Source organism: Pseudomonas sp. AC255, assembly GCF_979258175.1.
In genome coordinates, this window is the sequence record NZ_OZ409841.1 from 445447 (window position 1) to 469472 (window position 24026).

At 61.3% G+C, this 24026-nt stretch carries 20 protein-coding genes and 1 pseudogene; 16 read left to right on the forward strand and 5 right to left on the reverse strand.

Going from position 1 to position 24026, the window contains the following annotated elements:
- The first annotated feature begins 297 nt into the window (after nt 1–297).
- The 16 genes and pseudogenes from mraZ to lpxC all read left to right on the forward strand — a co-directional run bounded on the left by mraZ (nt 298) and on the right by lpxC (nt 18114).
- A pseudogene (gene mraZ / locus ACZZ0K_RS02215) lies at nt 298–752 on the forward strand (division/cell wall cluster transcriptional repressor MraZ).
- Complete coding sequence (rsmH, locus tag ACZZ0K_RS02220) at nt 749–1696, forward strand: 16S rRNA (cytosine(1402)-N(4))-methyltransferase RsmH (RefSeq protein WP_374046297.1); 948 nt, start codon at nt 749–751, stop codon at nt 1694–1696. The pseudogene mraZ and the gene rsmH overlap by 4 nt, the downstream one beginning before the upstream one ends.
- The gene (gene ftsL, locus ACZZ0K_RS02225) at nt 1693–1986 is read left to right on the forward strand and encodes a cell division protein FtsL (RefSeq protein WP_016773269.1); all 294 of its coding nucleotides are present in this window, start codon (nt 1693–1695) and stop codon (nt 1984–1986) included. The genes rsmH and ftsL overlap by 4 nt, the downstream gene beginning before the upstream one ends.
- Nucleotides 1986–3725: a peptidoglycan D,D-transpeptidase FtsI family protein gene (locus ACZZ0K_RS02230; RefSeq protein ID WP_172834036.1), complete on the forward strand. Its 1740-nt coding sequence runs from the start codon at nt 1986–1988 to the stop codon at nt 3723–3725. The genes ftsL and ACZZ0K_RS02230 overlap by 1 nt, the downstream gene beginning before the upstream one ends.
- Nucleotides 3725–5188: a UDP-N-acetylmuramoyl-L-alanyl-D-glutamate--2,6-diaminopimelate ligase gene (locus ACZZ0K_RS02235; protein ID WP_016773271.1), complete on the forward strand. Its 1464-nt coding sequence runs from the start codon at nt 3725–3727 to the stop codon at nt 5186–5188. The genes ACZZ0K_RS02230 and ACZZ0K_RS02235 overlap by 1 nt, the downstream gene beginning before the upstream one ends.
- Nucleotides 5181–6548, forward strand: a complete 1368-nt coding sequence (locus ACZZ0K_RS02240) for a UDP-N-acetylmuramoyl-tripeptide--D-alanyl-D-alanine ligase (RefSeq protein ID WP_258707183.1) — start codon at nt 5181–5183, stop codon at nt 6546–6548. Before ACZZ0K_RS02235 ends, ACZZ0K_RS02240 begins: the two co-directional genes overlap by 8 nt.
- Complete coding sequence (gene mraY, locus ACZZ0K_RS02245; protein WP_016773275.1) at nt 6548–7630, forward strand: phospho-N-acetylmuramoyl-pentapeptide-transferase; 1083 nt, start codon at nt 6548–6550, stop codon at nt 7628–7630. Before ACZZ0K_RS02240 ends, mraY begins: the two co-directional genes overlap by 1 nt.
- Before the next feature lie 5 nt (nt 7631–7635).
- Nucleotides 7636–8982: a UDP-N-acetylmuramoyl-L-alanine--D-glutamate ligase gene (murD, locus tag ACZZ0K_RS02250; protein WP_258707182.1), complete on the forward strand. Its 1347-nt coding sequence runs from the start codon at nt 7636–7638 to the stop codon at nt 8980–8982.
- Nucleotides 8979–10196 (forward strand): putative lipid II flippase FtsW, encoded by a 1218-nt coding sequence (ftsW, locus tag ACZZ0K_RS02255; RefSeq protein WP_016773276.1) that lies wholly within the window; start codon nt 8979–8981, stop codon nt 10194–10196. Before murD ends, ftsW begins: the two co-directional genes overlap by 4 nt.
- Complete coding sequence (gene murG / locus ACZZ0K_RS02260) at nt 10186–11256, forward strand: undecaprenyldiphospho-muramoylpentapeptide beta-N-acetylglucosaminyltransferase (protein WP_236168914.1); 1071 nt, start codon at nt 10186–10188, stop codon at nt 11254–11256. Before ftsW ends, murG begins: the two co-directional genes overlap by 11 nt.
- Nucleotides 11249–12703 carry a UDP-N-acetylmuramate--L-alanine ligase gene (murC, locus tag ACZZ0K_RS02265; protein WP_463558941.1) on the forward strand — a complete coding sequence of 485 codons (1455 nt, stop codon included), beginning with the start codon at nt 11249–11251 and terminating at the stop codon, nt 12701–12703. The genes murG and murC overlap by 8 nt, the downstream gene beginning before the upstream one ends.
- 1 nt (nt 12704) lies before the next feature.
- Complete coding sequence (locus ACZZ0K_RS02270) at nt 12705–13679, forward strand: D-alanine--D-alanine ligase (protein WP_016773280.1); 975 nt, start codon at nt 12705–12707, stop codon at nt 13677–13679.
- Nucleotides 13680–13683: 4 nt separating this feature from the next.
- On the forward strand, nt 13684–14550 hold the full coding sequence (locus tag ACZZ0K_RS02275; protein WP_039761388.1) for a cell division protein FtsQ/DivIB: 867 nt from the start codon (nt 13684–13686) through the stop codon (nt 14548–14550).
- Nucleotides 14551–14565: 15 nt separating this feature from the next.
- On the forward strand, nt 14566–15825 hold the full coding sequence (gene ftsA, locus ACZZ0K_RS02280) for a cell division protein FtsA (RefSeq protein WP_016773282.1): 1260 nt from the start codon (nt 14566–14568) through the stop codon (nt 15823–15825).
- A gap of 68 nt (nt 15826–15893) precedes the next feature.
- Nucleotides 15894–17090, forward strand: a complete 1197-nt coding sequence (gene ftsZ / locus ACZZ0K_RS02285; protein ID WP_016773283.1) for a cell division protein FtsZ — start codon at nt 15894–15896, stop codon at nt 17088–17090.
- 112 nt (nt 17091–17202) lie between these two features.
- Nucleotides 17203–18114: a UDP-3-O-acyl-N-acetylglucosamine deacetylase gene (lpxC, locus tag ACZZ0K_RS02290; RefSeq protein ID WP_007916984.1), complete on the forward strand. Its 912-nt coding sequence runs from the start codon at nt 17203–17205 to the stop codon at nt 18112–18114.
- Nucleotides 18115–18262: 148 nt separating this feature from the next.
- On the opposite strand, the gene ACZZ0K_RS02295 is transcribed toward lpxC, so the two are convergent.
- The 5 genes from ACZZ0K_RS02295 to ACZZ0K_RS02315 form a co-directional block, all read right to left on the reverse strand.
- Complete coding sequence (locus tag ACZZ0K_RS02295; protein ID WP_463558942.1) at nt 18263–19771, reverse strand: sensor domain-containing diguanylate cyclase; 1509 nt, start codon at nt 19769–19771, stop codon at nt 18263–18265.
- Between the two features lie 185 nt (nt 19772–19956).
- On the reverse strand, nt 19957–21273 hold the full coding sequence (locus ACZZ0K_RS02300) for an OprD family porin (RefSeq protein ID WP_258707180.1): 1317 nt from the start codon (nt 21271–21273) through the stop codon (nt 19957–19959).
- 194 nt (nt 21274–21467) lie between these two features.
- Nucleotides 21468–21689 (reverse strand): hypothetical protein, encoded by a 222-nt coding sequence (locus ACZZ0K_RS02305; RefSeq protein WP_258707179.1) that lies wholly within the window; start codon nt 21687–21689, stop codon nt 21468–21470.
- A 299-nt stretch (nt 21690–21988) separates the two neighbouring features.
- Nucleotides 21989–23353: a heavy metal sensor histidine kinase gene (locus ACZZ0K_RS02310; RefSeq protein ID WP_258707178.1), complete on the reverse strand. Its 1365-nt coding sequence runs from the start codon at nt 23351–23353 to the stop codon at nt 21989–21991.
- Nucleotides 23343–24020: a heavy metal response regulator transcription factor gene (locus tag ACZZ0K_RS02315; RefSeq protein WP_016773287.1), complete on the reverse strand. Its 678-nt coding sequence runs from the start codon at nt 24018–24020 to the stop codon at nt 23343–23345. The genes ACZZ0K_RS02310 and ACZZ0K_RS02315 overlap by 11 nt, the downstream gene beginning before the upstream one ends.
- Between the last annotated feature and the right edge of the window lie 6 nt (nt 24021–24026).

Consider the following 24026-nt stretch of genomic DNA (forward strand, 5'->3'; position numbering starts at 1 on the left):
CTGCTTCAATCAACAGCCGAAGCGCCTTTGTAATACCGAAAAAATCTTACTCTTAACAAACTACTTTAACTTTCGAGCGCAGCTTTCAGTGCTGCATCAAGTTATTGACCAAAACTTCACGTCAGATTCTCGTTGAGCCTCCTTTTACGTCGCTAAATCTCCGTTCTGTAAGGCTTTTCCTTTAATCCGCGCCTTGACGGTGTGGTGGGCGCATTCCTATAGTGTGCGCAAGTGGCGGAAAGTGGCATGAAGTGGGTTTTTTGAGCTCAAAACGATAAAAATTGGAGAAACGCTGACGTGTTTCGCGGAGCTAACGCTATCAGTCTCGATGCAAAGGGCCGTCTCGCCATGCCGAGCCGGTACCGTGACGAGCTCGATTCGCGCAGTTCCGGCCAATTGATCGTGACCATTGATGCCGTTGATCCATGCCTGTGTGTCTATCCGCTCGACGAGTGGGAAATTATTGAAACCAAGTTGCGCGCACTCCTTCGCTTCGCGAAGAGAACCGTCGCCTGCAACGTTTATTGATTGGTAATGCCGTCGACCTCGAACTCGATGGCAGTGGTCGTTTCCTGGTTCCGCCGCGTCTGCGCGAATACGCCAAGCTGGACAAGCGCGCGATGCTGGTCGGCCAACTGAACAAGTTCCAATTGTGGGACGAGGATGCATGGAATGCGGTATCTGCCGCTGACCTTGCTGCTATTCAACAACCGGGCGCGATGCCTGATGAACTGCGTGATTTGATCCTGTGACTATTGATAGCGGCTTTAACCACATCACCGTACTGCTTGACGAAGCCGTCGAGGCTCTCGCCGTACGTCCTGATGGCTGCTATCTGGACGGCACGTTCGGGCGCGGCGGGCACAGTCGGTTGATCCTCAGCCAGCTCGGGCCGGACGGTCGACTCATCGGATTCGACAAGGATCCTCAAGCGATTGCCACCGGGCAAACGCTAGCGGCCGAAGACGGCCGCTTTGTCGTTGTGCAGCGCAGCTTTGCCGAGCTCGGTTCGGTGGTTGCCGAGCAAGGCCTGACCGGCAAGGTCAGCGGCATTCTGCTCGACCTCGGTGTGTCTTCGCCGCAGCTCGATGACGCCGAGCGCGGCTTCAGTTTCCTCAATGACGGGCCGCTGGACATGCGCATGGACCCGTCCCGTGGCATCAGCGCTGCCGAATTCGTCAACACCGCGCCTGTGGAAGAAATCGCCCGGGTGTTCAAGGAATACGGCGAAGAACGTTTCTCCGGGCGTATGGCCCGTGCCGTCGCCGAGCGTCGTGACATCAAGCCGTTCGAGCGCACCGCCGATCTGGCCGAAGTGCTGAAAGTCGCCAACCCGGCGTGGGAAAAGGGCAAGAACCCGGCCACCCGCGCGTTCCAGGGGTTGCGCATTCACGTCAACAACGAGCTCGGCGATCTGGAGGCCGGTCTCGACGCCGCACTGGAAGCGCTGGAAGTTGGCGGCCGTCTGGTGGTCATCAGCTTCCACTCGCTGGAAGACCGCATCGTCAAACTGTTCATGCGCAAGCTGGTGAAAGGCGAAGTCGACAACCTGCCGCGCAACCTGCCGGTTCGCCACGTCGCCTTCGAACCGAAAATCAAAATCCACGGCAAAGCGCAGACGGCCTCCGACGCCGAACTCAAAGCCAACCCACGTTCCCGTAGCGCCGTCATGCGTGTCGCGGAGAAGTTGCGGTGAGCAAGCTTTTCGCCAAACCACTGCCCGGCGGCAGCTTTCTGATGCTGCTGCTGTTTATCGGCGTGCTGTTTTCGGCCATTGCCGTGTCGTACAGCGCGCACTGGAACCGGCAGTTGCTCAACACCCTTTATAACGAACTGAGCGTGCGCGACAAGGCGCAGGCCGAGTGGGGCCGCTTGATTCTCGAGCAGAGCACCTGGACTGCGCACAGCCGCATCGAAGTGCTGGCCACCGAACAACTGAAGATGCACATCCCTGGCGCCGCCGACGTGAAGATGGTGGCGCCATGATGAAACTCGAAGGCGCAATGTTCCCATGGCGCTTCCGCCTGATGGTGGCGCTGCTCGGCCTGATGGTCGCGGCGATCTGCTGGCGCATCATCGACCTGCAAGTGGTCGACCGTGACTTCCTCAAAGGTCAGGGCGATGCGCGCAGCCTGCGGCATATTCCGATTCCGGCGCACCGTGGCCTGATCACCGACCGTAACGGCGAGCCTCTGGCTGTCAGTACGCCAGTGACCACGCTGTGGGCCAACGCCAAGGAAATGCAGTCGGCCAAAGAGAAGTGGCCGGCACTCGCCGCCGCGCTGGGCCAGAACCCGAAAGCCCTGAGCGAGCGACTCGAAGCCCAGGCCAACAAAGAATTCATTTACCTGGTGCGCGGGCTGACCCCCGAGCAGGGTCAGGCTGTGCTCGATCTGAAAGTGCCGGGCGTCTATGGCATCGAAGAATTCCGTCGTTTCTATCCGGCCGGTGAAGTCACCGCGCACATGGTCGGCTTTACCGACATCGACGATCACGGTCGCGAAGGCGTCGAGCTGGCCTATGACGAATGGCTGGCCGGGGTGCCGGGCAAACGACAAGTCATCAAGGATCGCCGGGGCCGGCTGATCAAGGATGTTCAGGTCACCAAGAACGCCAAGGCCGGCAAGCCCTTGGCGTTGTCGATTGACCTGCGTCTGCAATACCTGGCCAACCGCGAGCTGCGCAACGCGATCATCGAAAACGGCGCCAAGGCCGGCAGTCTGGTGATCATGGACGTAAAGACCGGCGAGATCCTGGCCATGGTCAACCAGCCGACCTACAACCCGAACAACCGTCGCAACCTGCAACCGGCGATGATGCGCAACCGCGCCATGATCGACGTGTTCGAGCCGGGTTCGACCATGAAAGCCATTTCCATGAGCGCGGCGATCGAAACCGGCCGCTGGAAACCGAGCGACACCGTCGAGGTGTATCCGGGCTCGTTGCAGATCGGCAAATACACCATTAAAGACGTGTCGAAGACCGAAGGGCCGGTGCTCGATCTGACCGGCATCCTGATCAATTCCAGTAACGTCGGCATGAGTAAAGTCGCCTTCGATATCGGCGGCGAAACCATTTTCCGTCTCGCGCAGAAAGTCGGCCTCGGTCAGGACACCGGCCTGGGCTTCCCCGGCGAACGTGTCGGCAATCTGCCGAACTACCGCGAATGGCGCAAGGCTGAAACTGCAACCTTGTCTTACGGCTACGGTATTTCCGTGACCGCGATCCAGTTGGTGCACGCGTTCTCGGCACTGGCCAACAACGGTCGCCTCGCGCCACTGACCCTGATCAAAACCGACAAGATGCCGCAGACCACCCAAGTGCTGCCGGAAGCCGTGGCGAAAACCATGCAGGGCATGTTGCAGCAGGTAATCGAAGCGCCGCGCGGCGTGTTCCGTGCGCAGGTGCCGGCTTATCACGTCGGCGGCAAGTCGGGTACCGCGCGCAAGACTTCGGTCGGCACCAAGGGCTACGCAGAAAACTCCTACCGTTCGCTGTTCGCCGGCTTCGGCCCGATGAGCGATCCGCGTTACGCCATCGTTGTGGTGATCGATGAACCGACCAAGGCCGGGTACTTCGGTGGTCTGGTGTCCGCGCCGGTGTTCAGCCGTGTGATGTCCGGCACCCTGCGTCTGATGAACGTGACCCCGGACAACCTGCCGACCACCCAACAGGCCAACGCCACCCCGGTCGTTCCGCTGAAAGCCAATGGAGGGCGCGGCTGATGTCATTAAGTCTGAACAAGATATTTCCCCACGCCGGCCACGATCTGTTGATCCGTGAACTGGCGCTGGACAGCCGCAACGTGCGCGCCGGCGACTTGTTTCTCGCCGTGCCCGGCGGCCGTTTCGATGGCCGTGCGCACATCGCCGATGCCTTGCAACGCGGCGCGGCTGCCGTGGCTTATGAAGTCGAAGGCGCCACCGTGCTGCCGATCACTGACGTGCCGCTGATTCCGGTCAAGGGTCTGGCGGCGCAACTTTCGGACATTGCCGGGCGTTTTTACGGTGAGCCGAGTCATCACCTGAACCTGATCGGCGTCACTGGCACCAACGGCAAGACCAGCGTGACCCAACTGGTTGCGCAGGCACTTGATCTGCTCGGCCAGCATTGCGGCATCGTCGGTACGCTGGGTTCCGGTTTCTACGGCGCGCTGGAAAGCGGCCTGCACACCACGCCGAACCCGATTGCCGTGCAAGCGACCCTGGGTGACCTGAAAAAGGCCGGTGCCAAAGCCGTGGCCATGGAAGTCTCGTCCCACGGTCTGGATCAGGGCCGGGTCACCGCGCTGGCGTTCGACGTGGCGGTGATGACCAACCTGTCCCGCGATCATCTGGATTATCACGGCACCATGCAGGCGTACGCCGAGGCCAAGGCCCGGCTGTTCGCCTGGAATGACCTGAAGTGCCGCGTGGTCAACCTCGACGACGATTTCGGCCGGCAACTGGCGGCGGAAAAACGCGAGTCGCGTTTGATCACCTACAGCCTGCTCGACAGCAGTGCCTACCTGTTCTGCCGCGAAGCGCAGTTCGACGACCATGGTGTACGCGCCACGCTGGTCACGCCGCAGGGCGAGCATCACCTGCGCAGTACGCTGCTTGGTCGTTTCAACCTGAGTAACGTGCTGGCCGCAGTCGGCGCCTTGCTCGGTCTGGATTACGCCCTCGACGAAATTCTCAAAGTGCTGCCGAAGCTCGAAGGCCCGGCCGGTCGCATGCAGCGTCTGGGTGGTGGCACGCAGCCGTTGGTGGTGGTCGATTACGCCCACACACCCGATGCGCTGGAAAAGGTTCTCACTGCGCTGCGCCCGCACGTCAAAGGCCAACTGCTGTGCCTGTTCGGCTGCGGCGGTGATCGCGATCGTGGCAAACGTCCGTTGATGGCCGAAGTGGTCGAGCGCCTCGCCGACCAGGTGCTGGTCACCGATGACAACCCGCGCACCGAAGATCCTGCGGTGATTTTCGACGACATCCGTGCCGGGTTTACCGCTGTGGATAAAGTCACCTTCGTCGCCGGTCGCGGTCAGGCCATTGCGCAATTGATTGCCGGCGCAACCGCTGACGACGTGATTGTGCTGGCCGGCAAAGGTCACGAGGACTATCAGGAAATCAACGGCGTACGCCATGCCTTTTCCGATCTGGTCGAGGCTGATCACGCCCTGACCGCGTGGGAGGTGGCCCATGCTTAAGGCACTGACACTCAGTGAACTTACCAATGCACTCGAGGCCCGCCTGATTGGCGCTGATGCCCGTTTCGACGGCGTCAGTATCGACAGTCGTGCGATCCAGCCCGGCCAGTTGTTCATCGCCCTGACCGGCCCGCGTTTCGACGGTCATGATTATCTGAACGACGTTGCCGGCAAAGGCGCCGTGGCGGCACTGGTCGAGCGCGAAGTCGCCGACAGCGCGCTGCCGCAATTGCTGGTCAAGGACACCCGTCAGGCGCTGGGCCAACTCGGCGCGTTGAACCGTGCTGCGTTCACTCAGCCCGTGGCAGCGGTGACCGGTTCCAGCGGCAAGACCACGGTCAAGGAAATGCTCGCGAGCATCCTGCGTACCCGCGGTCCGGTGCTGGCGACCCGTGGCAACCTGAACAACGACCTCGGCGTACCGCTGACCCTGATCGAGCTGGCGCCGGAACACACCTCGGCTGTCATCGAACTGGGCGCTTCGCGTCTCGGTGAAATCGCCTACACCGTCGGCCTGACCAAGCCGCACGTAGCGATTCTGAACAACGCCGGCACCGCTCACGTCGGTGAGTTCGGCGGTCCGGAAAAAATCGTCGAAGCCAAAGGCGAAATCATCGAGGGTCTGGCCGCCGATGGCATCGCCGTGCTCAACCTCGATGACAAGGCTTTTGGTATCTGGAAGACCCGCGCGGCCGGCCGTCAGGTGCTGACGTTCGCCCTGAGCAACAGCGAGGCGAATTTCCACGCCAGCGATCTGGCCACCGATGCCCGTGGTTGCCCGGCGTTCAATCTGCACACGCCTGAAGGTAGCGAGCGCGTGCAACTGAACCTGCTCGGTACTCATAACGTCGCCAATGCCCTGGCTGCCGCCGCTGCTGCTCACGCCTTGGGCGTGTCGCTGTTCGGCATCGCCACCGGCCTCGGTGCGGTGCAACCGGTCAAGGGGCGCACCGTCGCGCAACTGGCAAAAAACGGCATGCGCGTGATCGATGACACCTACAACGCAAACCCCACCTCGATGTGCGCGGCCGTTGATATACTCGCCGGCTTTTCCGGCCGCACCGTCCTGGTGCTCGGCGATATCGGCGAGTTGGGCGACTGGGCGGAGCAGGGGCACCGCGACGTGGGCGAGTACGCCCGAGGCAAGGTTTCTGCGCTTTACGCGGTCGGGCCGAACATGGTCCACGCGGTAAACGCTTTCGGTGAGCAGGCGCAGCACTTCGGCACACAGGCCGAGCTGATCCAGGCCCTCGCCGCCGAGCAGGACACAAACACCACCATTTTGATCAAGGGTTCGCGCAGCGCAGCGATGGAAAACATCGTTGCGGCTCTGTGCGGGTCCAGTCTGGAGAAACATTAATGCTGCTGCTGCTAGCGGAGTATCTGCAACAGTTCTACAAAGGCTTCGCGGTCTTCCAGTACCTGACCCTGCGCGGGATTCTCGGTGTGCTGACCGCGCTGGTCTTGTCGCTGTGCTATGGCCCGTGGATGATCCGTACTCTGCAGAACCGTCAGATCGGCCAATCGGTGCGTAACGACGGTCCGCAATCGCACCTGTCCAAATCCGGTACGCCGACCATGGGTGGCGCGCTGATTCTGTCTTCGATCGGCGTCAGCACCTTGCTCTGGGCTGACCTGAGCAACCGCTACGTCTGGGTGGTGCTGCTGGTGACCCTGCTGTTCGGCGCCATCGGCTGGGTCGACGATTACCGCAAAGTGATCGAGAAGAACTCCCGTGGCCTGCCGAGCCGCTGGAAGTATTTCTGGCAGTCGGTGTTCGGCCTCGGCGCTGCGATCTTCCTTTATATGACTGCCGCGACGCCGGTGGAAACCACGCTGATTCTGCCGATGCTCAAGGACTACAGCATCCCGCTGGGCGCCGGTTTCATCGTGCTGACCTACTTCGTCATTGTCGGTTCGAGCAACGCGGTCAACCTGACTGACGGCCTCGACGGCCTGGCGATCATGCCGACGGTGATGGTCGGCGGCGGCCTGGGGATTTTTTGCTACCTGTCGGGCAACGTGAAGTTCGCCGAATACCTGCTGATTCCTTACGTGCCGGGCGCAGGCGAATTGATCGTGTTCTGCGGTGCACTGATCGGCGCGGGTCTGGGCTTCCTGTGGTTCAACACTTATCCGGCGCAAGTGTTCATGGGCGATGTCGGTGCACTGGCACTCGGCGCGGCACTGGGCACCATCGCGGTGATCGTTCGTCAGGAAATCGTCCTGTTCATCATGGGCGGCGTGTTCGTGATGGAAACCCTGTCAGTTGTCATTCAGGTTGCCTCCTTTAAGCTGACCGGTCGCCGCGTGTTCCGCATGGCGCCGATTCACCACCACTTTGAACTCAAGGGCTGGCCCGAGCCGCGCGTGATCGTCCGTTTCTGGATCATCACCGTGATTCTCGTCCTGGTCGGCCTTGCCACCCTGAAGCTGAGGTAGAACGAGTGTCTCTGATCGCTTCTGACCACTTCCGCATCGTTGTCGGCCTCGGCAAGAGCGGCATGTCCCTGGTTCGCTTCCTGGCGAATCGGGGCACGTCGTTTGCTGTGGCCGACACGCGGGAAAATCCACCGGAACTGGCCACGCTCAAGCGTGACTATCCGCACGTGGAAGTGCGTTGTGGCGAGCTGGACGTCGAATTCCTCTGCCGTGCCGACGAGCTCTACGTAAGCCCCGGCCTGGCGCTGGCGACTCCGGCCCTGCAAGCCGCCGCTGCCCGTGGCGTGAAAATGTCTGGCGACATCGAGTTGTTCGCGCGTTACGCGCGGGCGCCGATCGTCGCGATCACCGGCTCCAACGCGAAAAGCACCGTGACCACGCTGGTCGGTGAGATGGCGGCTGCGGCCGGCAAGCGCGTCGCCGTTGGCGGCAACCTCGGCACCCCGGCGCTGGACCTGCTCAGCGATGACGTCGAGCTGTACGTCATGGAGTTGTCGAGTTTCCAGCTGGAAACCACCGACCAGCTCAACGCCGAAGTCGCCACCGTACTGAACATCAGCGAAGACCACATGGATCGCTACAGCGGTCTGCCGGCCTATCACCTGGCCAAGCACCGGATCTTCCGGGGCGCGAAGCAGTTTGTGGTCAACCGTCAGGACGCCCTGAGCCGTCCATTGATCGGCGAAGGCCAGCCATGCTGGACCTTTGGCCTGAGCAAACCGGATTTCAAAGCGTTCGGCATTCGCGAAGAAGACGGCGAGAAGTACCTCGCCTTCGAATTCCAGAACCTGATGCCGGTGCGTGATCTGAAGATTCGCGGTGCGCATAACCAGTCCAACGCTCTCGCCGCATTGGCACTGGGGCACGCTGTGGGTCTGCCGTTCGACGCCATGCTCGCGGCGCTGCGCACGTTTGCCGGGCTCGAACACCGCTGCCAGTGGGTGCGCGATCTCGACGGCGTGGCTTATTACAACGACTCCAAAGCCACCAACGTTGGCGCCGCTCTGGCCGCGATCGAAGGCCTCGGTGCGGACATTGACGGCAAGGTCATTCTGATCGCCGGCGGTGACGGCAAAGGCGCCGAATTCAACGATCTGCGCGATCCGGTGGCGGCCAACTGCCGCGCTGTGGTCCTGATGGGCCGCGACTCCGACAAGATCGGCGCAGCCATTGGCGATGCCGTGCCGCTGATCCGCGCGACCTCGCTGGTCGACGCCGTCGCGCAATGCCGCGCAGCTGCCCAGCCGGGTGACGTGGTGCTGCTGTCTCCGGCCTGCGCCAGTTTCGACATGTTCAAGAATTACGAAGACCGTGGTCACCAGTTCGTCCGCGCTGTGGAGGAACTGGCATGAACCTGAGAAACATCATCAAGCCGTACCCGTCGCCGCTGATCACCGGGCGTGGCATCGACCTCGACTTCCCGATGCTCGCCGGTTGCCTGGCGCTGCTCGGTCTCGGCCTGATCATGATCGCTTCGGCGTCCACCGAAGTGGCGGCGGCGCAGTCGGGCAGTCCGCTGTATTACATGATTCGCCACCTTATCTATGTGGTGCTGGGCCTGGGTGCGTGCATTGTCACCATGATGATCCCGATCGCCACTTGGCAGCGCCTCGGCTGGATGATGCTGATCGGTGCGTTCGGCCTGTTGGTGATGGTGATCATCCCCGGCATCGGCCGCGAAGTGAACGGTTCGATGCGCTGGATCGGTTTCAGCTTCTTCAACGTGCAGCCGTCGGAAATCGCCAAGGTGTTCGTGGTGATCTACCTCGCCGGTTATCTGGTGCGCCGGCAGAAAGAAGTGCGCGAGAGCTGGATGGGCTTCTTCAAGCCGTTCATCGTGCTGCTGCCGATGGCGGGTCTGTTGCTGATGGAACCGGACTTCGGTGCCACCGTAGTCATGATGGGCGCGGCGGCGGCGATGCTGTTTCTTGGCGGGGTCGGACTGTTCCGCTTCTCGCTGATGGTAGTGCTGGCGGTTGGCGCGGTGGTTTTGCTGATCCAGATGCAGCCGTATCGAATGGCGCGTCTGACCAACTTCGCCGACCCGTGGGCCGACCAGTTCGGTGCCGGCTATCAGTTGTCGCAGGCCTTGATCGCTTTCGGTCGCGGCGAGTGGCTGGGCGTCGGCCTGGGCAACAGCGTGCAGAAGCAGTTCTACCTGCCGGAAGCGCATACCGACTTCGTGTTCTCGGTACTCGCCGAAGAGCTCGGTGCGGTCGGTTCGTTGTGCACCGTCGCGCTGTTCGTGTTCGTGTGTATTCGCGGCATGTACATCGGCCTGTGGGCGGAGAAGGCCAAGCAGTTCTTCGCCGCTTACGTGGCTTACGGCTTGTCGTTCCTGTGGATTGGTCAGTTCCTGATCAACATCGGTGTGAACGTCGGCCTGCTGCCAACCAAAGGTCTGACTTTGCCCTTCCTCAGTTACGGCGGCAGCTCGCTGGTGATCTGCTGCGCCTGTCTGGGCCTGTTGCTGCGCATCGAGTGGGAGAGTCGGACCCACCTGGGCAGCGAAGAGATGGAATTCCAGGAGAGCGACTTCGCCGAGGAGCCGACTCATGGGCGCTAACGTATTGATCATGGCCGGCGGTACCGGCGGCCACGTGTTCCCGGCGCTGGCCTGTGCCCGCGAGTTTCAGGCGCGCGGCTACACCGTGCACTGGCTCGGCACGCCACGGGGGATCGAAAACGAACTGGTCCCGGCGGCAGGGCTTGAACTGCACCGGATCAACGCCAGCGGTCTGCGCGGCAAGGGCAAGCTGTCGCTGCTCAAGGCGCCGCTGATGCTGCTGAAATCGGTGTGGCAGGCGCGGGCGATCATGCGCCGCCTGAAACCGGTGTGCGTGGTTGGCTTCGGCGGTTATGTGACCGGCCCCGGCGGTCTTGCCGCAAAACTGGCCGGCGTGCCAGTGATCGTTCACGAGCAGAACGCTGTCGCCGGCACCGCCAATCGGTTGCTGGTGCCGTTCGCCGCCCGAGTGTGTGAAGCGTTCCCCGACACCTTTACTCTGTCGGACAGCCGCCGTACCACCGGTAATCCGGTGCGCAGCGAGCTGTTCCTCGACACATCGCGACCGGCGCTGACCGGGCGCAAAGCGCGTTTGCTGATCCTTGGCGGCAGCCTGGGCGCAGAACCGTTGAACAAATTGCTGCCTGAAGCCCTGGCCCAAGTCGCTGCCGACCTGCGCCCGGAAGTGTTTCATCAGGCCGGTAAAAACCACGATGAAGTGACTGCCGAGCGTTACCGCGCCGTGGGCGTGGAGGCGCAGGTGCAGCCGTTCATCAAAGACATGGCCCAGGCCTATGGCTGGGCTGACCTGGTGGTGTGCCGCGCTGGCGCGTTGACCATCAGTGAGCTGGCGGCCGCCGGTCTGCCCTCGATGCTGGTGCCCTTGCCCCACGCGATCGACGATCACCAGACCCGCAACGCCGATTATTTGGCCCGCGAAGGCGCTGCCTTCCTGATGCCGCAAAGAACGACTGGTGCCGCGGATCTTGCCGCGCGCCTGACAGAGGTCTTGATGCAACCGCAACGACTCGAAGCAATGGCCCAAGCGGCCCGCCGACTGGCCAAACCCGATGCCACCCGTAGCGTGGTCGATACCTGTCTGGAGGTGGCCCATGGTTGAGAATCAGAAAGCCATGCCACAACCGGAAATGCGCCGCATCCGTCGCATCCACTTCGTCGGCATCGGCGGCGTGGGCATGTGCGGTATCGCTGAAGTGTTGTTGAACCTGGGCTATCAAGTCTCCGGTTCCGACCTGAAAGCCTCGCCGGTCACCGAGCGCCTGGAAACCTTCGGCGCGCAGATCTTCATCGGTCACCGTGCCGAGAACGCCGCTACCGCCGACGTGCTGGTGGTGTCGAGCGCGGTAAACACGTCCAACCCGGAAGTGGCGACTGCCCTTGAGCGCCGCATTCCAGTGGTGCCGCGCGCAGAAATGCTCGCCGAGCTGATGCGCTATCGCCACGGCATCGCCGTCGCCGGTACCCACGGCAAAACCACCACCACCAGCCTGATCGCTTCGGTGTTCGCGGCCGGTGGTCTGGACCCGACATTCGTGATCGGTGGTCGCCTCAATGCAGCGGGCACCAATGCCCAGCTCGGCACCAGCCGTTACCTGATTGCCGAAGCCGACGAAAGCGATGCGAGCTTCCTGCATCTGCAGCCGCTGGTGGCCGTGGTCACCAACATCGACGCCGACCACATGGCGACCTACGACGGTGACTTCAACAAACTGAAGAAAACCTTCGTCGAGTTCCTGCACAACCTGCCGTTCTACGGGCTGGCGGTGATGTGCCTGGACGATCCGGTGGTGCGTGAAATCCTGCCGCTGGTCAAGCGTCCGACCGTGACCTACGGCTTCAGCGAAGACGCCGACGTACGCGCAATCAATGTGCGCCAGCAGGGCATGCAGACCTTCTTTACCGTGCTGCGCCCGGATCGCGAGCCGCTGGACGTGTCGGTGAACATGCCCGGCAACCACAACGTGCTCAACTCGCTGGCGACCATCTGCATCGCCACCGACGAAGGCGTCAGCGATGAAGCCATCGTTCAGGGCCTGTCGGGCTTCCAGGGTGTTGGCCGACGCTTCCAGGTCTACGGTGAACTGCCGGTGGACGGCGGCAACGTGATGCTGGTCGACGACTACGGTCACCACCCGACCGAAGTCGCTGCGGTGATCAAAGCCGTGCGCGGTGGCTGGCCGGAGCGTCGTCTGGTGATGGTCTACCAGCCGCACCGCTACAGCCGCACCCGTGATCTGTACGACGACTTCGTCAATGTACTGGCCGACGCCAACGTGCTGCTGCTGATGGAAGTCTATCCGGCCGGCGAAGAGCCGATCCCGGGCGCCGACAGCCGCAAGCTGTGCAACAGCATCCGCCAGCGCGGTCAGCTCGACCCGATCTACATCGAGCGGGGCGTTGACCTGGCGCCGCTGGTCAAGCCGCTGCTGCGCGCCGGCGACATTCTGCTGTGCCAGGGCGCTGGTGATATCGGCGGTCTCGCGCCGAAGCTGTTGAAAAGTGAATTGTTCGCCGGCGCCGTGGCGGCGCCGGTCGAGGGAAGTTGAAATGACTGCTGCCTACGCCAAGCTGTTCTCCACCATCGCGCCGAAAGACTTCGGCCGCGTCGCCGTGCTCTTCGGCGGCCTGAGTGCCGAGCGTGAGGTTTCGCTGAAATCTGGCAACGCCGTGCTCGAGGCGCTGCAAAGCGCTGGCGTCGATGCGTTCGGCATCGATGTCGGTGAAGACTTCCTGCAGCGTCTGCTCAGCGAAAAGATCGACCGTGCGTTCATCATTCTCCACGGTCGCGGCGGTGAAGACGGCAGCATGCAGGGCCTGCTCGAGTGCGCGGGCATCCCGTACACCGGCAGCGGCATTCTTGCTTCCGCACTGGCGATGGACAAACTGCGCACCAAGCAGGTCTGGCACAGCCTCGGGATTCCGACGCCGCGTCACGCCGTGCTGTGCAGCGAAGCCGATTGTATTTCCGCAGCGACGGAACTGGGCCTGCCTTTGATCGTCAAACCGGCGCATGAAGGTTCAAGTATCGGGATGGCCAAAGTGAATTCTGCGTCCGAGTTGATCGACGCATGGAAAGCGGCCAGTACCTACGATTCGCAAGTCTTGGTCGAGCAATGGATTCAAGGTCCGGAGTTCACCATCGCCACCCTGCGTGACCAGGTGTTGCCTCCAATCGCCCTGGGTACACCGCACACATTTTACGACTACGACGCCAAGTACATCGCCAACGATACCCAGTACCGCATTCCGTGCGGGCTGGACGCGGCCAAGGAACAGGAACTCATGGAACTCACGGCCAAGGCCTGTGAGGCGCTGGGTATCGCCGGTTGGGGCCGGGCGGACGTGATGCAGGACGCCGATGGGCAGTTCTGGTTCCTCGAAGTCAATACCGCACCGGGCATGACCGATCACAGCCTGGTGCCGATGGCGGCGCGGGCTGCCGGTCTGGATTTCCAGCAGCTGGTTCTGGCCATTCTGGCCGCCAGCGTTGAAGACGCAGGCGCAACAGAGGCGCGAGGTTAAGACCATGCAAGGCGCTCATCTCAGACATCAGCCACCCGCACCCGGCCGCAAGCCGGTGCCGCGGGGTGCCAGCCGAATGGTGGCGAAAGAGCCGATGTCCGCGCGCCTGCCGAAAGCCAATTTCAGCTTTCTGAAAAGTCTGTTCTGGCCGGTGCTGCTGGTGGCGCTGGGCTTTGGTACCTACGAAGGCGCGCAGCGTTTGCTGCCGTACGCCGACCGGCCGATCAGCAAGATCGCGGTGCAGGGCGACTTGAGCTACATCAGCCAGCAGGCGGTGCAGCAGCGGATCGCGCCGTTCGTGGCGTCGAGCTTCTTCACCATCGACCTCGCCGGTATGCGTACCGAGCTCGAGCAGATGCCGTGGATCGCCCACGCCGAAGTGCGTCGGGTGTGGCCGGATCAGGTAGTGATCCGCCTGGAAGAGCAATTGCCGGTGGCGCGTTGGGGCGACGAGTCGTTGCTCAACAACCAGGGCCAGGCGTTCACGCCCAAGGAACTGGCGAACTACGAACACCTGCCGCAGCTGTTCGGCCCACAACGGGCTCAGCAGCAGGTGATGCAGCAGTATCAGGTGCTGAGCCAGATGCTGCGCCCGCTGGGTTTTTCGATTGCACGCCTGGAATTGCGTGAACGCGGCAGCTGGTTCCTGACCACCGGTGCCGGCAGTTCCGGCCCCGGCATCGAGTTGCTGCTGGGACGCGGCAACCTGGTGGAAAAGATGCGCCGCTTTATCGCCATCTATGACAAGACGCTGAAAGAGCAGATTACGAACATTGCGCGCATCGATCTGCGCTACGCCAACGGCCTCGCTGTTGGCTGGCGGGAACCCGTAGCGCCGACGACAGCCCAACCCGCTGTCGCAAAGAATTAAGAAGAGGCAGGACCCATGGCAAACGTGCAAAGCGGCAAAATGATCGTCGGTCTGGATATCGGCACCTCCAAAGTGGTGGCGCTGGTAGGCGAGGTCGCGGACGACGGCCAGCTGGAAATCGTCGGGATCGGCACGCATCCGTCCCGCGGCTTGAAGAAGGGCGTGGTGGTCAACATCGAATCCACCGTGCAGTCGATCCAGCGCGCGATCGAAGAAGCCCAACTGATGGCCGGCTGCCGCATTCACTCGGCGTTCGTCGGCGTTGCGGGCAATCACATCCGCAGCCTGAACTCCCACGGCATCGTCGCGATCCGTGATCGCGAAGTCAGCTCGGCTGACCTTGAGCGTGTGCTCGACGCCGCCCAGGCCGTGGCGATCCCGGCTGACCAGCGCGTGCTGCACACCCTGCCGCAGGATTACGTGATCGATAACCAGGAAGGCGTGCGCGAGCCACTGGGCATGTCCGGCGTGCGTCTGGAAGCCAAGGTTCACGTGGTCACCTGCGCCGTCAACGCTGCACAGAACATTGAAAAATGCGTACGCCGCTGCGGTCTGGAAATCGACGATATCATTCTCGAGCAACTGGCCTCGGCCTACTCGGTGCTGACCGACGACGAGAAAGAACTGGGCGTGTGCCTGGTCGACATCGGCGGCGGCACCACCGACATCGCGATCTTCACCGAAGGCGCGATCCGTCACACCGCCGTGATCCCGATTGCCGGTGATCAAGTGACCAACGACATCGCCATGGCGTTGCGCACCCCGACCCAGTACGCCGAAGAGATCAAGATCCGTTACGCCTGCGCCCTGGCCAAACTGGCCGGTGCCGGTGAAACCATCAAGGTGCCGAGCGTTGGCGACCGTCCACCGCGTGAGCTGTCGCGTCAGGCCTTGGCCGAAGTGGTCGAGCCGCGTTACGACGAACTGTTCACCCTGATCCAGGCCGAGCTGCGTCGCAGCGGCTACGAAGACCTGATCCCGGCGGGCATCGTGCTCACCGGTGGTACTTCGAAAATGGAAGGCGCCACTGAACTGGCCGAAGAAATCTTCCACATGCCGGTGCGCCTCGGTGTGCCGCATGGCGTGAAAGGTCTGGATGACGTGGTGCGCAACCCGATTTATTCCACTGGCGTCGGTTTGTTGATGTACGGCCTGCAGAAGCAGTCCGACGGAGTTTCGTTCTCCGGCATCGGCAGCCGCGACAGCTACAGCAGCGAAGAGCCTCAGGCGCCGCTGCTGGACCGACTGAAAAAGTGGGTTCAGGGCAATTTTTAAAAGCTTTACCGCAACACCGCTACAAACAGCAGTAGGCGAAAAAACTAGAGAATGTAAGGAGAGGGAAAATGTTCGAACTCGTAGACAACATCCCCGCAAGCCCGGTAATCAAAGTTATCGGTGTCGGCGGTGGCGGCGGCAACGCTGTCAATCACATGGTCAAGAGCAACATCGAAGGCGTTGAGTTCATCTGCGCCAACACCGATGCTCAAGCGCTGAAAAACATCGGCGCGCGGACCATCCTGCAACTGGGCACCGGCGTGACCAAAGGCCTGGGTGCCGGCGCCAATCCTGAGGTCGGCCGTCAAGCCGCTCTGGAAGACCGCGAGCGCATCGCTGAAGTGCTGGCCGGCACCAACATGGTGTTCATCACCACCGGCATGGGCGGCGGTACCGGTACCGGTGCAGCGCCGATCATCGCTGAAGTGGCCAAGGAAATGGGCATCCTCACCGTTGCGGTCGTGACCCGTCCGTTCCCGTTCGAAGGCCGCAAGCGTATGCAGATCGCCGACGAAGGCATTCGCATGCTTTCCGAAAGCGTCGACTCGCTGATCACCATTCCGAACGAAAAACTGCTGACCATCCTCGGCAAAGACGCAAGCCTGCTGTCGGCTTTCGCCAAGGCTGACGATGTTCTGGCCGGTGCCGTTCGCGGTATCTCCGACATCATCAAGCGTCCGGGCATGATCAACGTCGACTTCGCCGACGTACGCACCGTGATGAGCGAAATGGGCATGGCGATGATGGGCACTGGCTGCGCCAGCGGTCCGAACCGTGCACGTGAAGCCACCGAAGCGGCAATCCGCAACCCGCTGCTGGAAGACGTCAACCTGCAAGGCGCGCGCGGCATTCTGGTGAACATCACCGCCGGTCCTGACCTGTCCCTGGGTGAGTACTCCGACGTGGGTTCGATCATCGAAGCCTTCGCTTCCGAGCACGCGATGGTCAAGGTCGGTACCGTTATCGATCCGGACATGCGCGACGAGCTGCACGTAACCGTAGTTGCCACCGGTCTGGGCGCGAAAATCGAGAAGCCTGTGAAGGTCATCGACAACACCGTTCACACCTCGATGGCTTCGGCGCAGGTGCAACAACCGGCTCCGGCCCGTCAGGAGCAGCCAGCGGTTAACTACCGTGATCTGGACCGTCCGACCGTCATGCGCAACCAGGCTCAGGCCGGTGCTGCGGCTGCCGCGAAGATGAATCCGCAGGATGACCTGGATTACCTGGACATTCCGGCATTCCTGCGTCGTCAGGCCGATTGATGGAATGTATCAGGGCTATGAAGGTGATTGGTGTTCAGCAAAGGCATGGTCTGCTATCATCGCCAGCCTTTGTTGATACCAGTTCGCAATTTGCGCTGAAGCGGCCCAAGCCATGATTAAACAACGCACACTGAAAAATATTATCCGTGCCACAGGTGTAGGCCTGCATTCCGGCGAGAAGGTCTATCTGACCCTCAAGCCTGCGCCTGTCGACACTGGCATTGTGTTTTGTCGCGCTGACCTCGACCCTGTGGTGCAGATTCCTGCCCGCGCGGAAAACGTCGGTGAAACCACTATGTCGACGACGCTGATCAATGGCGACGTCAAAGTGGACACGGTAGAGCACTTGCTCTCGGCCATGGCTGGCCTGGGCATCGATAACGCCTACGTCGAGCTCTCCGCGTCCGAAGTCCCGATCATGGATGGCAGCGCTGGACCCTTCGTATTCCTGATTCAATCGGCAGGCCTGGAAGAACAGGACGCCGCCAAGAAATTCATCCGCATCCTGCGTGAAGTGACAGTGGAAGACGGCGACAAGCGCGCCACTTTCGTCCCTTTCGAAGGCTTCAAGGTGAGCTTCGAGATCGATTTCGATCACCCGGTATTCCGGGACCGCACCCAGAGTGCAAGCGTGGATTTTTCCAGCACTTCGTTCGTTAAAGAAGTCAGCCGCGCCCGTACCTTTGGTTTCATGAGTGACATCGAGTACCTGCGCAAGCACAACCTCGCACTCGGCGGCAGCGTGGAAAACGCGATCGTGGTCGACGCTGATGGCGTGTTGAACGAAGACGGTCTTCGTTATGAAGACGAATTCGTCAAACACAAGATCCTCGACGCGATTGGCGACCTGTACCTGCTGGGCAACAGCCTGATTGGTGAGTTCAAAGGCTTCAAGTCCGGTCATGCACTGAACAACCAGCTGCTGCGCAAATTGATTGAGCAGACAGACGCTTGGGAAGTGGTGACGTTCGAAGACGCCAGCACCGCACCGATCTCTTACATGCGCCCGGTTGCGGCGGTGTAAGTAAAAAACCTCTCTAGTTTTTTGAAGGCCATCCTCGGATGGCCTTTTTTTATGCCCTTTCAAAAGCAAAAGATCGCAGCCTTCGGCAGCTCCTACAGGGGAACGCATTCCAGATGTAGGAGCTGCAAAAGGCTGCGATCTTTTGACTTTAAATTGACACTACAACGCGATTGCGCCCGCCTTCCTTGGCCTGATACAGCGCCTTGTCCGCTGCAAACAGCAGCTGCTCCAGTGTCATCTCGCTCGCCGATGTCCATGTCGCGATGCCGATACTCACCGTCATCGCCCGCTCAGCGCCTTCAACCCATGGCAAGTTTTCCACCGCCTGGCGAATCTGCTCGGCGATCTGCTGCGCCCCGGCGCTGTCGGTCTCGGCGAGAATCACCGAAAACTCTTCACCGCCATAACGTGCGACCAGATCCGCCGGGCGTCGCACGTTCGCGGTGATCACCCTGGCCAGTTCACGCAACACCTGATCCCCAGCCTGATGGCCATGGCGATCATTGAAGGCCTTGAAGTGGTCGGCATCGATCATCATCACCGACAGCGGCTGGCCCGAGCGCTGGGCGCGGAACCATTCGTGGCGCAGGGTCTGGTCGAGCATGCGTCGGTTGGCAACGCCGGTCAGATCATCGGTGGCAGCCAGTTGCGCCAGTTCGCGTTCGGCGCGATGGCGCAAACGCAGTTCCCGGGCGAGCAGCCAGGTCAGCCACAACAGCCCCAGGCACAACACGCCGGTGGCGCCGCTGATCAGAATCGCCGTGCGCCGCCAAGTGCCGAACACCTCCTCGCTGGACAGCGCGACCATCACCGTCAACGGCAGATTGCCGACCCGCGAGTAGGTATAGAGCCGGCGTTGTTTATCCATGCTCGAGGTACTGGTGAAACTGCCGCTGCCATCGCGATCGTTGAGAATCCGCACGACGTTGGGCCGGTTGCCGAAACTCTTGCCGACCGAATCGCTTTGCAAATAGGGCTTCTGCGCGAGCAGCACGCCATCGCTGTTGATGATGTTCAATGTGCTGTCGGTGCCGATGTCGAGGCTTTTGAACAGGTCGTCGAAGTAGTCGAGTTTCAGCGACGCCACCGCTACGCCGAGGAATTCGCCGGTCTGCGCGGAGGTGCGCCGGCTGAAGCTGATGCGCCACTGATCGGCCTCTTCGCAATCGCAACGGGTCTTGAACGGGCGGCTGATGAACATGCCCATGTCACGGTTGAACGCATGGGCGAGGAAATAATCGCGGTCGGCGAAATTGCCCGGTTTCGCTTCGATGCGCGAGGAGTCGGCGATCACCTCGCCATGCTTGTCGAGCAGGAGGATGTCGCCCTTGAAACGCGCGGTGGCAGAGCGATCGAACAGGGCCAGATGACGGATCTGCGGCGAGACGTTCTGCAGGTCGTCACGCTGAGCGGCGGCGATCAGGCCTTGCAGCGTCAGGTCGTACAGCTCGACGGTGCGCAGCACATCGGCGTCGATCAATTGCGCAATGGTCGTGGCGCGGCGCGTGGCGACTTCCTGCGCACTGGCGTACTCGCGGATCAGCAGAAATGTGACGATGCACACCATCGCAATCACGGTCAGCAGGCTGCCAAGGATCAGCAGGCGCTCGGGGCGACCGGTAAGGCCTGTGATGGAAGGCGTGCGGCTGGTGATCATGATGGGCTGTCGGTAGGAGTGGTTTCGTAAGCTTAGTAGGGCTGACGCCGGACAAACTTGTGGGAGCGAGCCTGCTCGCGAAAGCGGTGTGCCATTCAACATCAATGTTGATGGATCAACCGCGTTCGCGAGCAGGCTCGCTCCCACAGGGTAGATCACAGGATCTGAAAAACGCAGCGCCGATCTTAGAAGACGTTGACCGGGTAGTCGATGATCACGCGGTATTCATCTGTATCCGAATCAATCGCGCCGTAGCCGTTGCCGCCCCGGTTGGTGGCCCATTGCAGGCGCACCGCGAGATCCTTGGCCTGGCCGCTTTGCACGACGTACTGCAAATCGATGTCGCGTTCCCAATGCTTGGCGTTATGGCCGTCGGCGCTGTACCAGCTGGAATAGCCTGCGCTGTTCGGGTCGGCTTTGGTCAGGTCCACCGTGCCGCGCGAGTAGGACAGCGCCGAAGTCAGGCCGGGCATGCCGAGGCCAGTGAAGTCGTAAGCGTACTTGAGCTTCCAGGAGCGTTCGTTCGGGCCGTTGAAGTCCGAATACTGCTGCGAGTTGTCGAGGTAAACGCTGTCGCCCTGGCTGATGTAGTCGAACGGCGTGTTGCCGTTGACCCGCTGATAGGCGGCAGTGACGCTGTGGCTGCCGATGCCGACGGTGAGATGCGCGCTCCAGGTGTTGTTGTCGATATCGCCGAGCAGCGCATCACCGGTGTCTTGCGTGTGATAGAAGTGCAGGCCCGGGTTGAGGCTGACCAGATCGTTCAGTTGCCAGGTGTAGTCGAGGTCGTAGTAGTACTGGTTCCAGATGTCCTTGAGCTCAGACGCGTAAAGGCTGCTCGTCAGGCCTTCAACGCCGCTCCAGGCCACTCCGGCCCAGTTCAAGTGTTGGCTGTCATCGCCATCGGCCAGCGTGCCGTAGGACGTGCCGATTCGGGTATGACCGCTCTGGTTATACGGCTTGGTGAAACTGGCCTGGCCACCTTCGATCAGCCAGCCGTCGAAGCTGCGGTTACTCAGGCTGATGCCACGAAAGGTCTGCGGCAGCATCCGCGTGTCGCCGCCGGCAATCACCGGGTTGGTGAGGAACAGGTCACCGGCCTTCAGTTCGGTATCGAATGCTCGCAGCTTCAGGGTCCCGCCGGCGGTTGAAAACGAGCCCGGCGCTTTGCCGTTGCCGTCGCTGATCGGCAGGATGCTCGAACCGTCGGTACCGCCTCCGCCATCGAGTTTCAAGCCGAGCATGGCATGAGCATCGACGCCGAAGCCGACCGTGCCTTCGGTATAACCCGATTCGAAAGCCCCGAGAAAACCTTGCCCCCATTCAATGTTGTCGTCCGCTTTCTGCAAGCGGTTGCGATTCATGTAGTAGTTGCGGGCATTGAGGCTGAGGCTTGAGCCTTCGACGAAACCTTGTTCAGCGGGCTCGTCGGCGTGGGCGGCGGGAGCAATCGTTGCGGCAATTGCAATGAACAGCGGGGTGAGGCAGGCAGGGTAAAACACGTGCGGTGGAGCTCCTTGGGTCAGCGGGCCGCTCTGTTTCTTGAGCGGCTTGATGTTTCTTGTTGTTACAGACGCGCCAGACGGCTTTCAGACCACAACGAAAAAAGGCCGCTGAATAACAGCGGCCTGGAGTGACGACGGTTGAACGGGAAGAGCCAAACAACCGCGTCGAGGGAAACCTTTCGCGGTGAGACTCAGCTGTCTTTCTCGAGCGCTTGAGCCTGGGAAGTAGCGGCTTGCGGGGATTGCGTGGCGTCTTGAGCCTTGGCCATCACTTCGGCCTGATACTGATCGAATGCCTGCGCGCGAGCGACTTTTTGCGCTACGAATGTTTGCGATTCTTCAGCCATCGCCATCGGCGACAGGATCAATGAGGACAAAACGAATGCGCTGGCAATACCCATACTGTTGGACATCTTGAAAACCTTCTCGCTTGGCGAGTGCTGTTTGGTGCGGGCAAAGATAAGGTTGCCGGGGGTTGGGAAACAGCGCGATTTTCATAAATGACTGTTACAGCAAAAGCAAAGATCGGCACGGGTAACAACCCGGTCTGTGCGTGATGGTGGCCTGTGGCGAGGGGATTTATCCCCGTTGGGCTGCGAAGCGGCCCCAAGAATTCCAGCCTCAAAGATTCTTAGAGCTTGTGCACAGGATTTGCGACTGCTGCGCAGCCGAGCGGGGATAAATCCCCTCGCCACAGGGCTTGGCTGAGCATTCAGACCGGGAGATGGATGCCAAAGGTGTTCATGCCCCGATCACTGCGCACAAACACATCCCCGCCATGCATCAGCGCAATCGCCTTGACGATCGCCAGCCCCAGGCCGTGGTTATTGCCGCTGTTGCTGCGCGAAGCATCGACCCGATAAAACCGTTCGAACAACCTCGGCAGATGCTCGCTGGCAATCGGCGACCCGGGATTGGCTACGCCAATGCTCACCTGGTGTTCTTCAACCTCGATGCGCACCTCGATCACCTGGCCCGGTTCGGTATGCTGCACAGCGTTGCTCAGCAAGTTGATCAACGCCCGACGCAGATGCGCGACCTCGATCTGCACTTGCGCATCGCCGCTGACCTGCACTTCAACCTGCGCGTCTTCAAGGATGAAATCCAGATAGTCCAGTGTCGTCGCCACCTCATCAGCCATTGACGTCGAGGTCAGTTTGGTCGCCTTGTTGCCTTGATCGGCGCTGGCCAGAAACAGCATGTCGTTGATGATCGAGCGCAGTCGCTCAAGCTCTTCGAGATTGGATTGCAGCACTTCGAAATAGTGTTCGGCGGAGCGCCCGCGAGTCAGTGCGACCTGGGTCTGGCCGATCAAGTTGGTCAGCGGCGAACGCAGTTCATGGGCGACGTCGGCGTTGAACGATTCCAGCCGCGAATAGGCCAGTTCAACCCGTTCCAGAGTTGAGTTGAACGATTCGACAAACTGCTCCAGTTCCGGCGGCAGCGGCGACAGACGCAAGCGCCCGGCGCGCAGTGGTGGTGCCAGACGCTGGGCTTCCTGCGACAGCTTGATCAGCGGTTTCAGACCAATGCGCGCCACCCAATAGCCCAGCGCCGAGGCCAGCAGCACCCCGACAATCGCCAGACTGATCAGGGCGATGAGCAAGTGATGCTGGGTCTGATGCAGCGTCTCGGTGTCGATGCCGATCATGAAACGCAACGGCGGGCGCTGATCCTTGGCGGGGAACTGACTGACCAGCACTTTCAGTGGGTAGGGTTGATCGGGCAGTTGCAGATCGTGCATGCCCAACGGGCCATTGATGGCGGCACGAATCTGCGGGGTGAGATGGCCGTATTCGTAGCGCGGATCACCGCTGCTGATCCAGAAACTGATGCGCTTGTCTTCCTCGCCGAGCAGTTTGAGCTTGTTGTTGATCTTTACCCAATGCTCCGGCGTGCCGTAACGCCCGACGGTGGATTCGAGCACGCTGTACCGCGCATCCAGCTCAGCTTCCGGCAACAGCCCCAGGCCCTTGTCCACCTGTTGATACAGCGCGCCACCGATCAATAGAAACACGACCAGTGCCACCAGGGTGAACATGCCGCTGAGGCGCAAGGCAATCGAGTTACTGGACACCACGGCTCTCCAGCACATAACCCATGCCTCGGATCGTGTGCAGCAGCTTTTCGTTGAACGGCCCGTCGAGCTTGGCGCGCAGGCGTTTGATCGCGACTTCGACGACGTTGGCGTCACTGTCGAAATTGATGTCCCAGACCATTTCGGCGATGGCGGTCTTCGAGAGAATTTCGCCCTGGCGCCGGGCCAGCACGCTGAGCAGGGAGAACTCTTTCGCGGTCAGATCCAGGCGCGTGCCGGCGCGGGTGGCCTTGCGGCTGATCAGGTCGATCCACAGGTCGGCGATGGTCACTTGTACCGGTTCGTGGCCGCCGCTGCGCCGGGTCAGCGCTTGCAGGCGGGCGACCAGTTCGAGAAAGGAAAACGGTTTGCCGAGGTAATCGTCGGCGCCGTCGCGCAGGCCTTTGATGCGGTCTTCGACGCGCTCGCGGGCGGTGAGCATGATCACCGGGGTCTGCTTGCGCGCACGCAATGCGCGCAGTACGCCGAAGCCATCGAGCCCCGGCAACATGACGTCGAGGACGATCACGGCGTAATCGCATTCCAGCGCCAGATGCAGGCCTTCGACGCCGTCGCGGGCAAGGTCGACGGTGTAGCCCTGTTCGGTCAGGCCACGGTGCAGATAGTCCGCGGTTTTTTCTTCGTCTTCGATAATCAGAACGCGCATGACCGC

Excerpts from the sequence above, each read along its gene's own strand:
- ACZZ0K_RS02230 (WP_172834036.1), top strand. The coding sequence starts at position 1,986 with ATGAAACTCGAAGGCGCAATGTTCCCATGGCGCTTCCGCCTGATGGTG.
- ACZZ0K_RS02235 (WP_016773271.1), top strand. The coding sequence starts at position 3,725 with ATGTCATTAAGTCTGAACAAGATATTTCCCCACGCCGGCCACGATCTG.
- ACZZ0K_RS02240 (WP_258707183.1), top strand. The coding sequence starts at position 5,181 with ATGCTTAAGGCACTGACACTCAGTGAACTTACCAATGCACTCGAGGCC.
- mraY (WP_016773275.1), top strand. The coding sequence starts at position 6,548 with ATGCTGCTGCTGCTAGCGGAGTATCTGCAACAGTTCTACAAAGGCTTC.
- ftsW (WP_016773276.1), top strand. The coding sequence starts at position 8,979 with ATGAACCTGAGAAACATCATCAAGCCGTACCCGTCGCCGCTGATCACC.
- murG (WP_236168914.1), top strand. The coding sequence starts at position 10,186 with ATGGGCGCTAACGTATTGATCATGGCCGGCGGTACCGGCGGCCACGTG.
- murC (WP_463558941.1), top strand. The coding sequence starts at position 11,249 with ATGGTTGAGAATCAGAAAGCCATGCCACAACCGGAAATGCGCCGCATC.
- ACZZ0K_RS02270 (WP_016773280.1), top strand. The coding sequence starts at position 12,705 with ATGACTGCTGCCTACGCCAAGCTGTTCTCCACCATCGCGCCGAAAGAC.
- ACZZ0K_RS02275 (WP_039761388.1), top strand. The coding sequence starts at position 13,684 with ATGCAAGGCGCTCATCTCAGACATCAGCCACCCGCACCCGGCCGCAAG.
- ftsA (WP_016773282.1), top strand. The coding sequence starts at position 14,566 with ATGGCAAACGTGCAAAGCGGCAAAATGATCGTCGGTCTGGATATCGGC.
- ftsZ (WP_016773283.1), top strand. The coding sequence starts at position 15,894 with ATGTTCGAACTCGTAGACAACATCCCCGCAAGCCCGGTAATCAAAGTT.
- lpxC (WP_007916984.1), top strand. The coding sequence starts at position 17,203 with ATGATTAAACAACGCACACTGAAAAATATTATCCGTGCCACAGGTGTA.
- ACZZ0K_RS02295 (WP_463558942.1), bottom strand. The coding sequence starts at position 19,771 with ATGATCACCAGCCGCACGCCTTCCATCACAGGCCTTACCGGTCGCCCC.
- ACZZ0K_RS02305 (WP_258707179.1), bottom strand. The coding sequence starts at position 21,689 with ATGTCCAACAGTATGGGTATTGCCAGCGCATTCGTTTTGTCCTCATTG.
- ACZZ0K_RS02315 (WP_016773287.1), bottom strand. The coding sequence starts at position 24,020 with ATGCGCGTTCTGATTATCGAAGACGAAGAAAAAACCGCGGACTATCTG.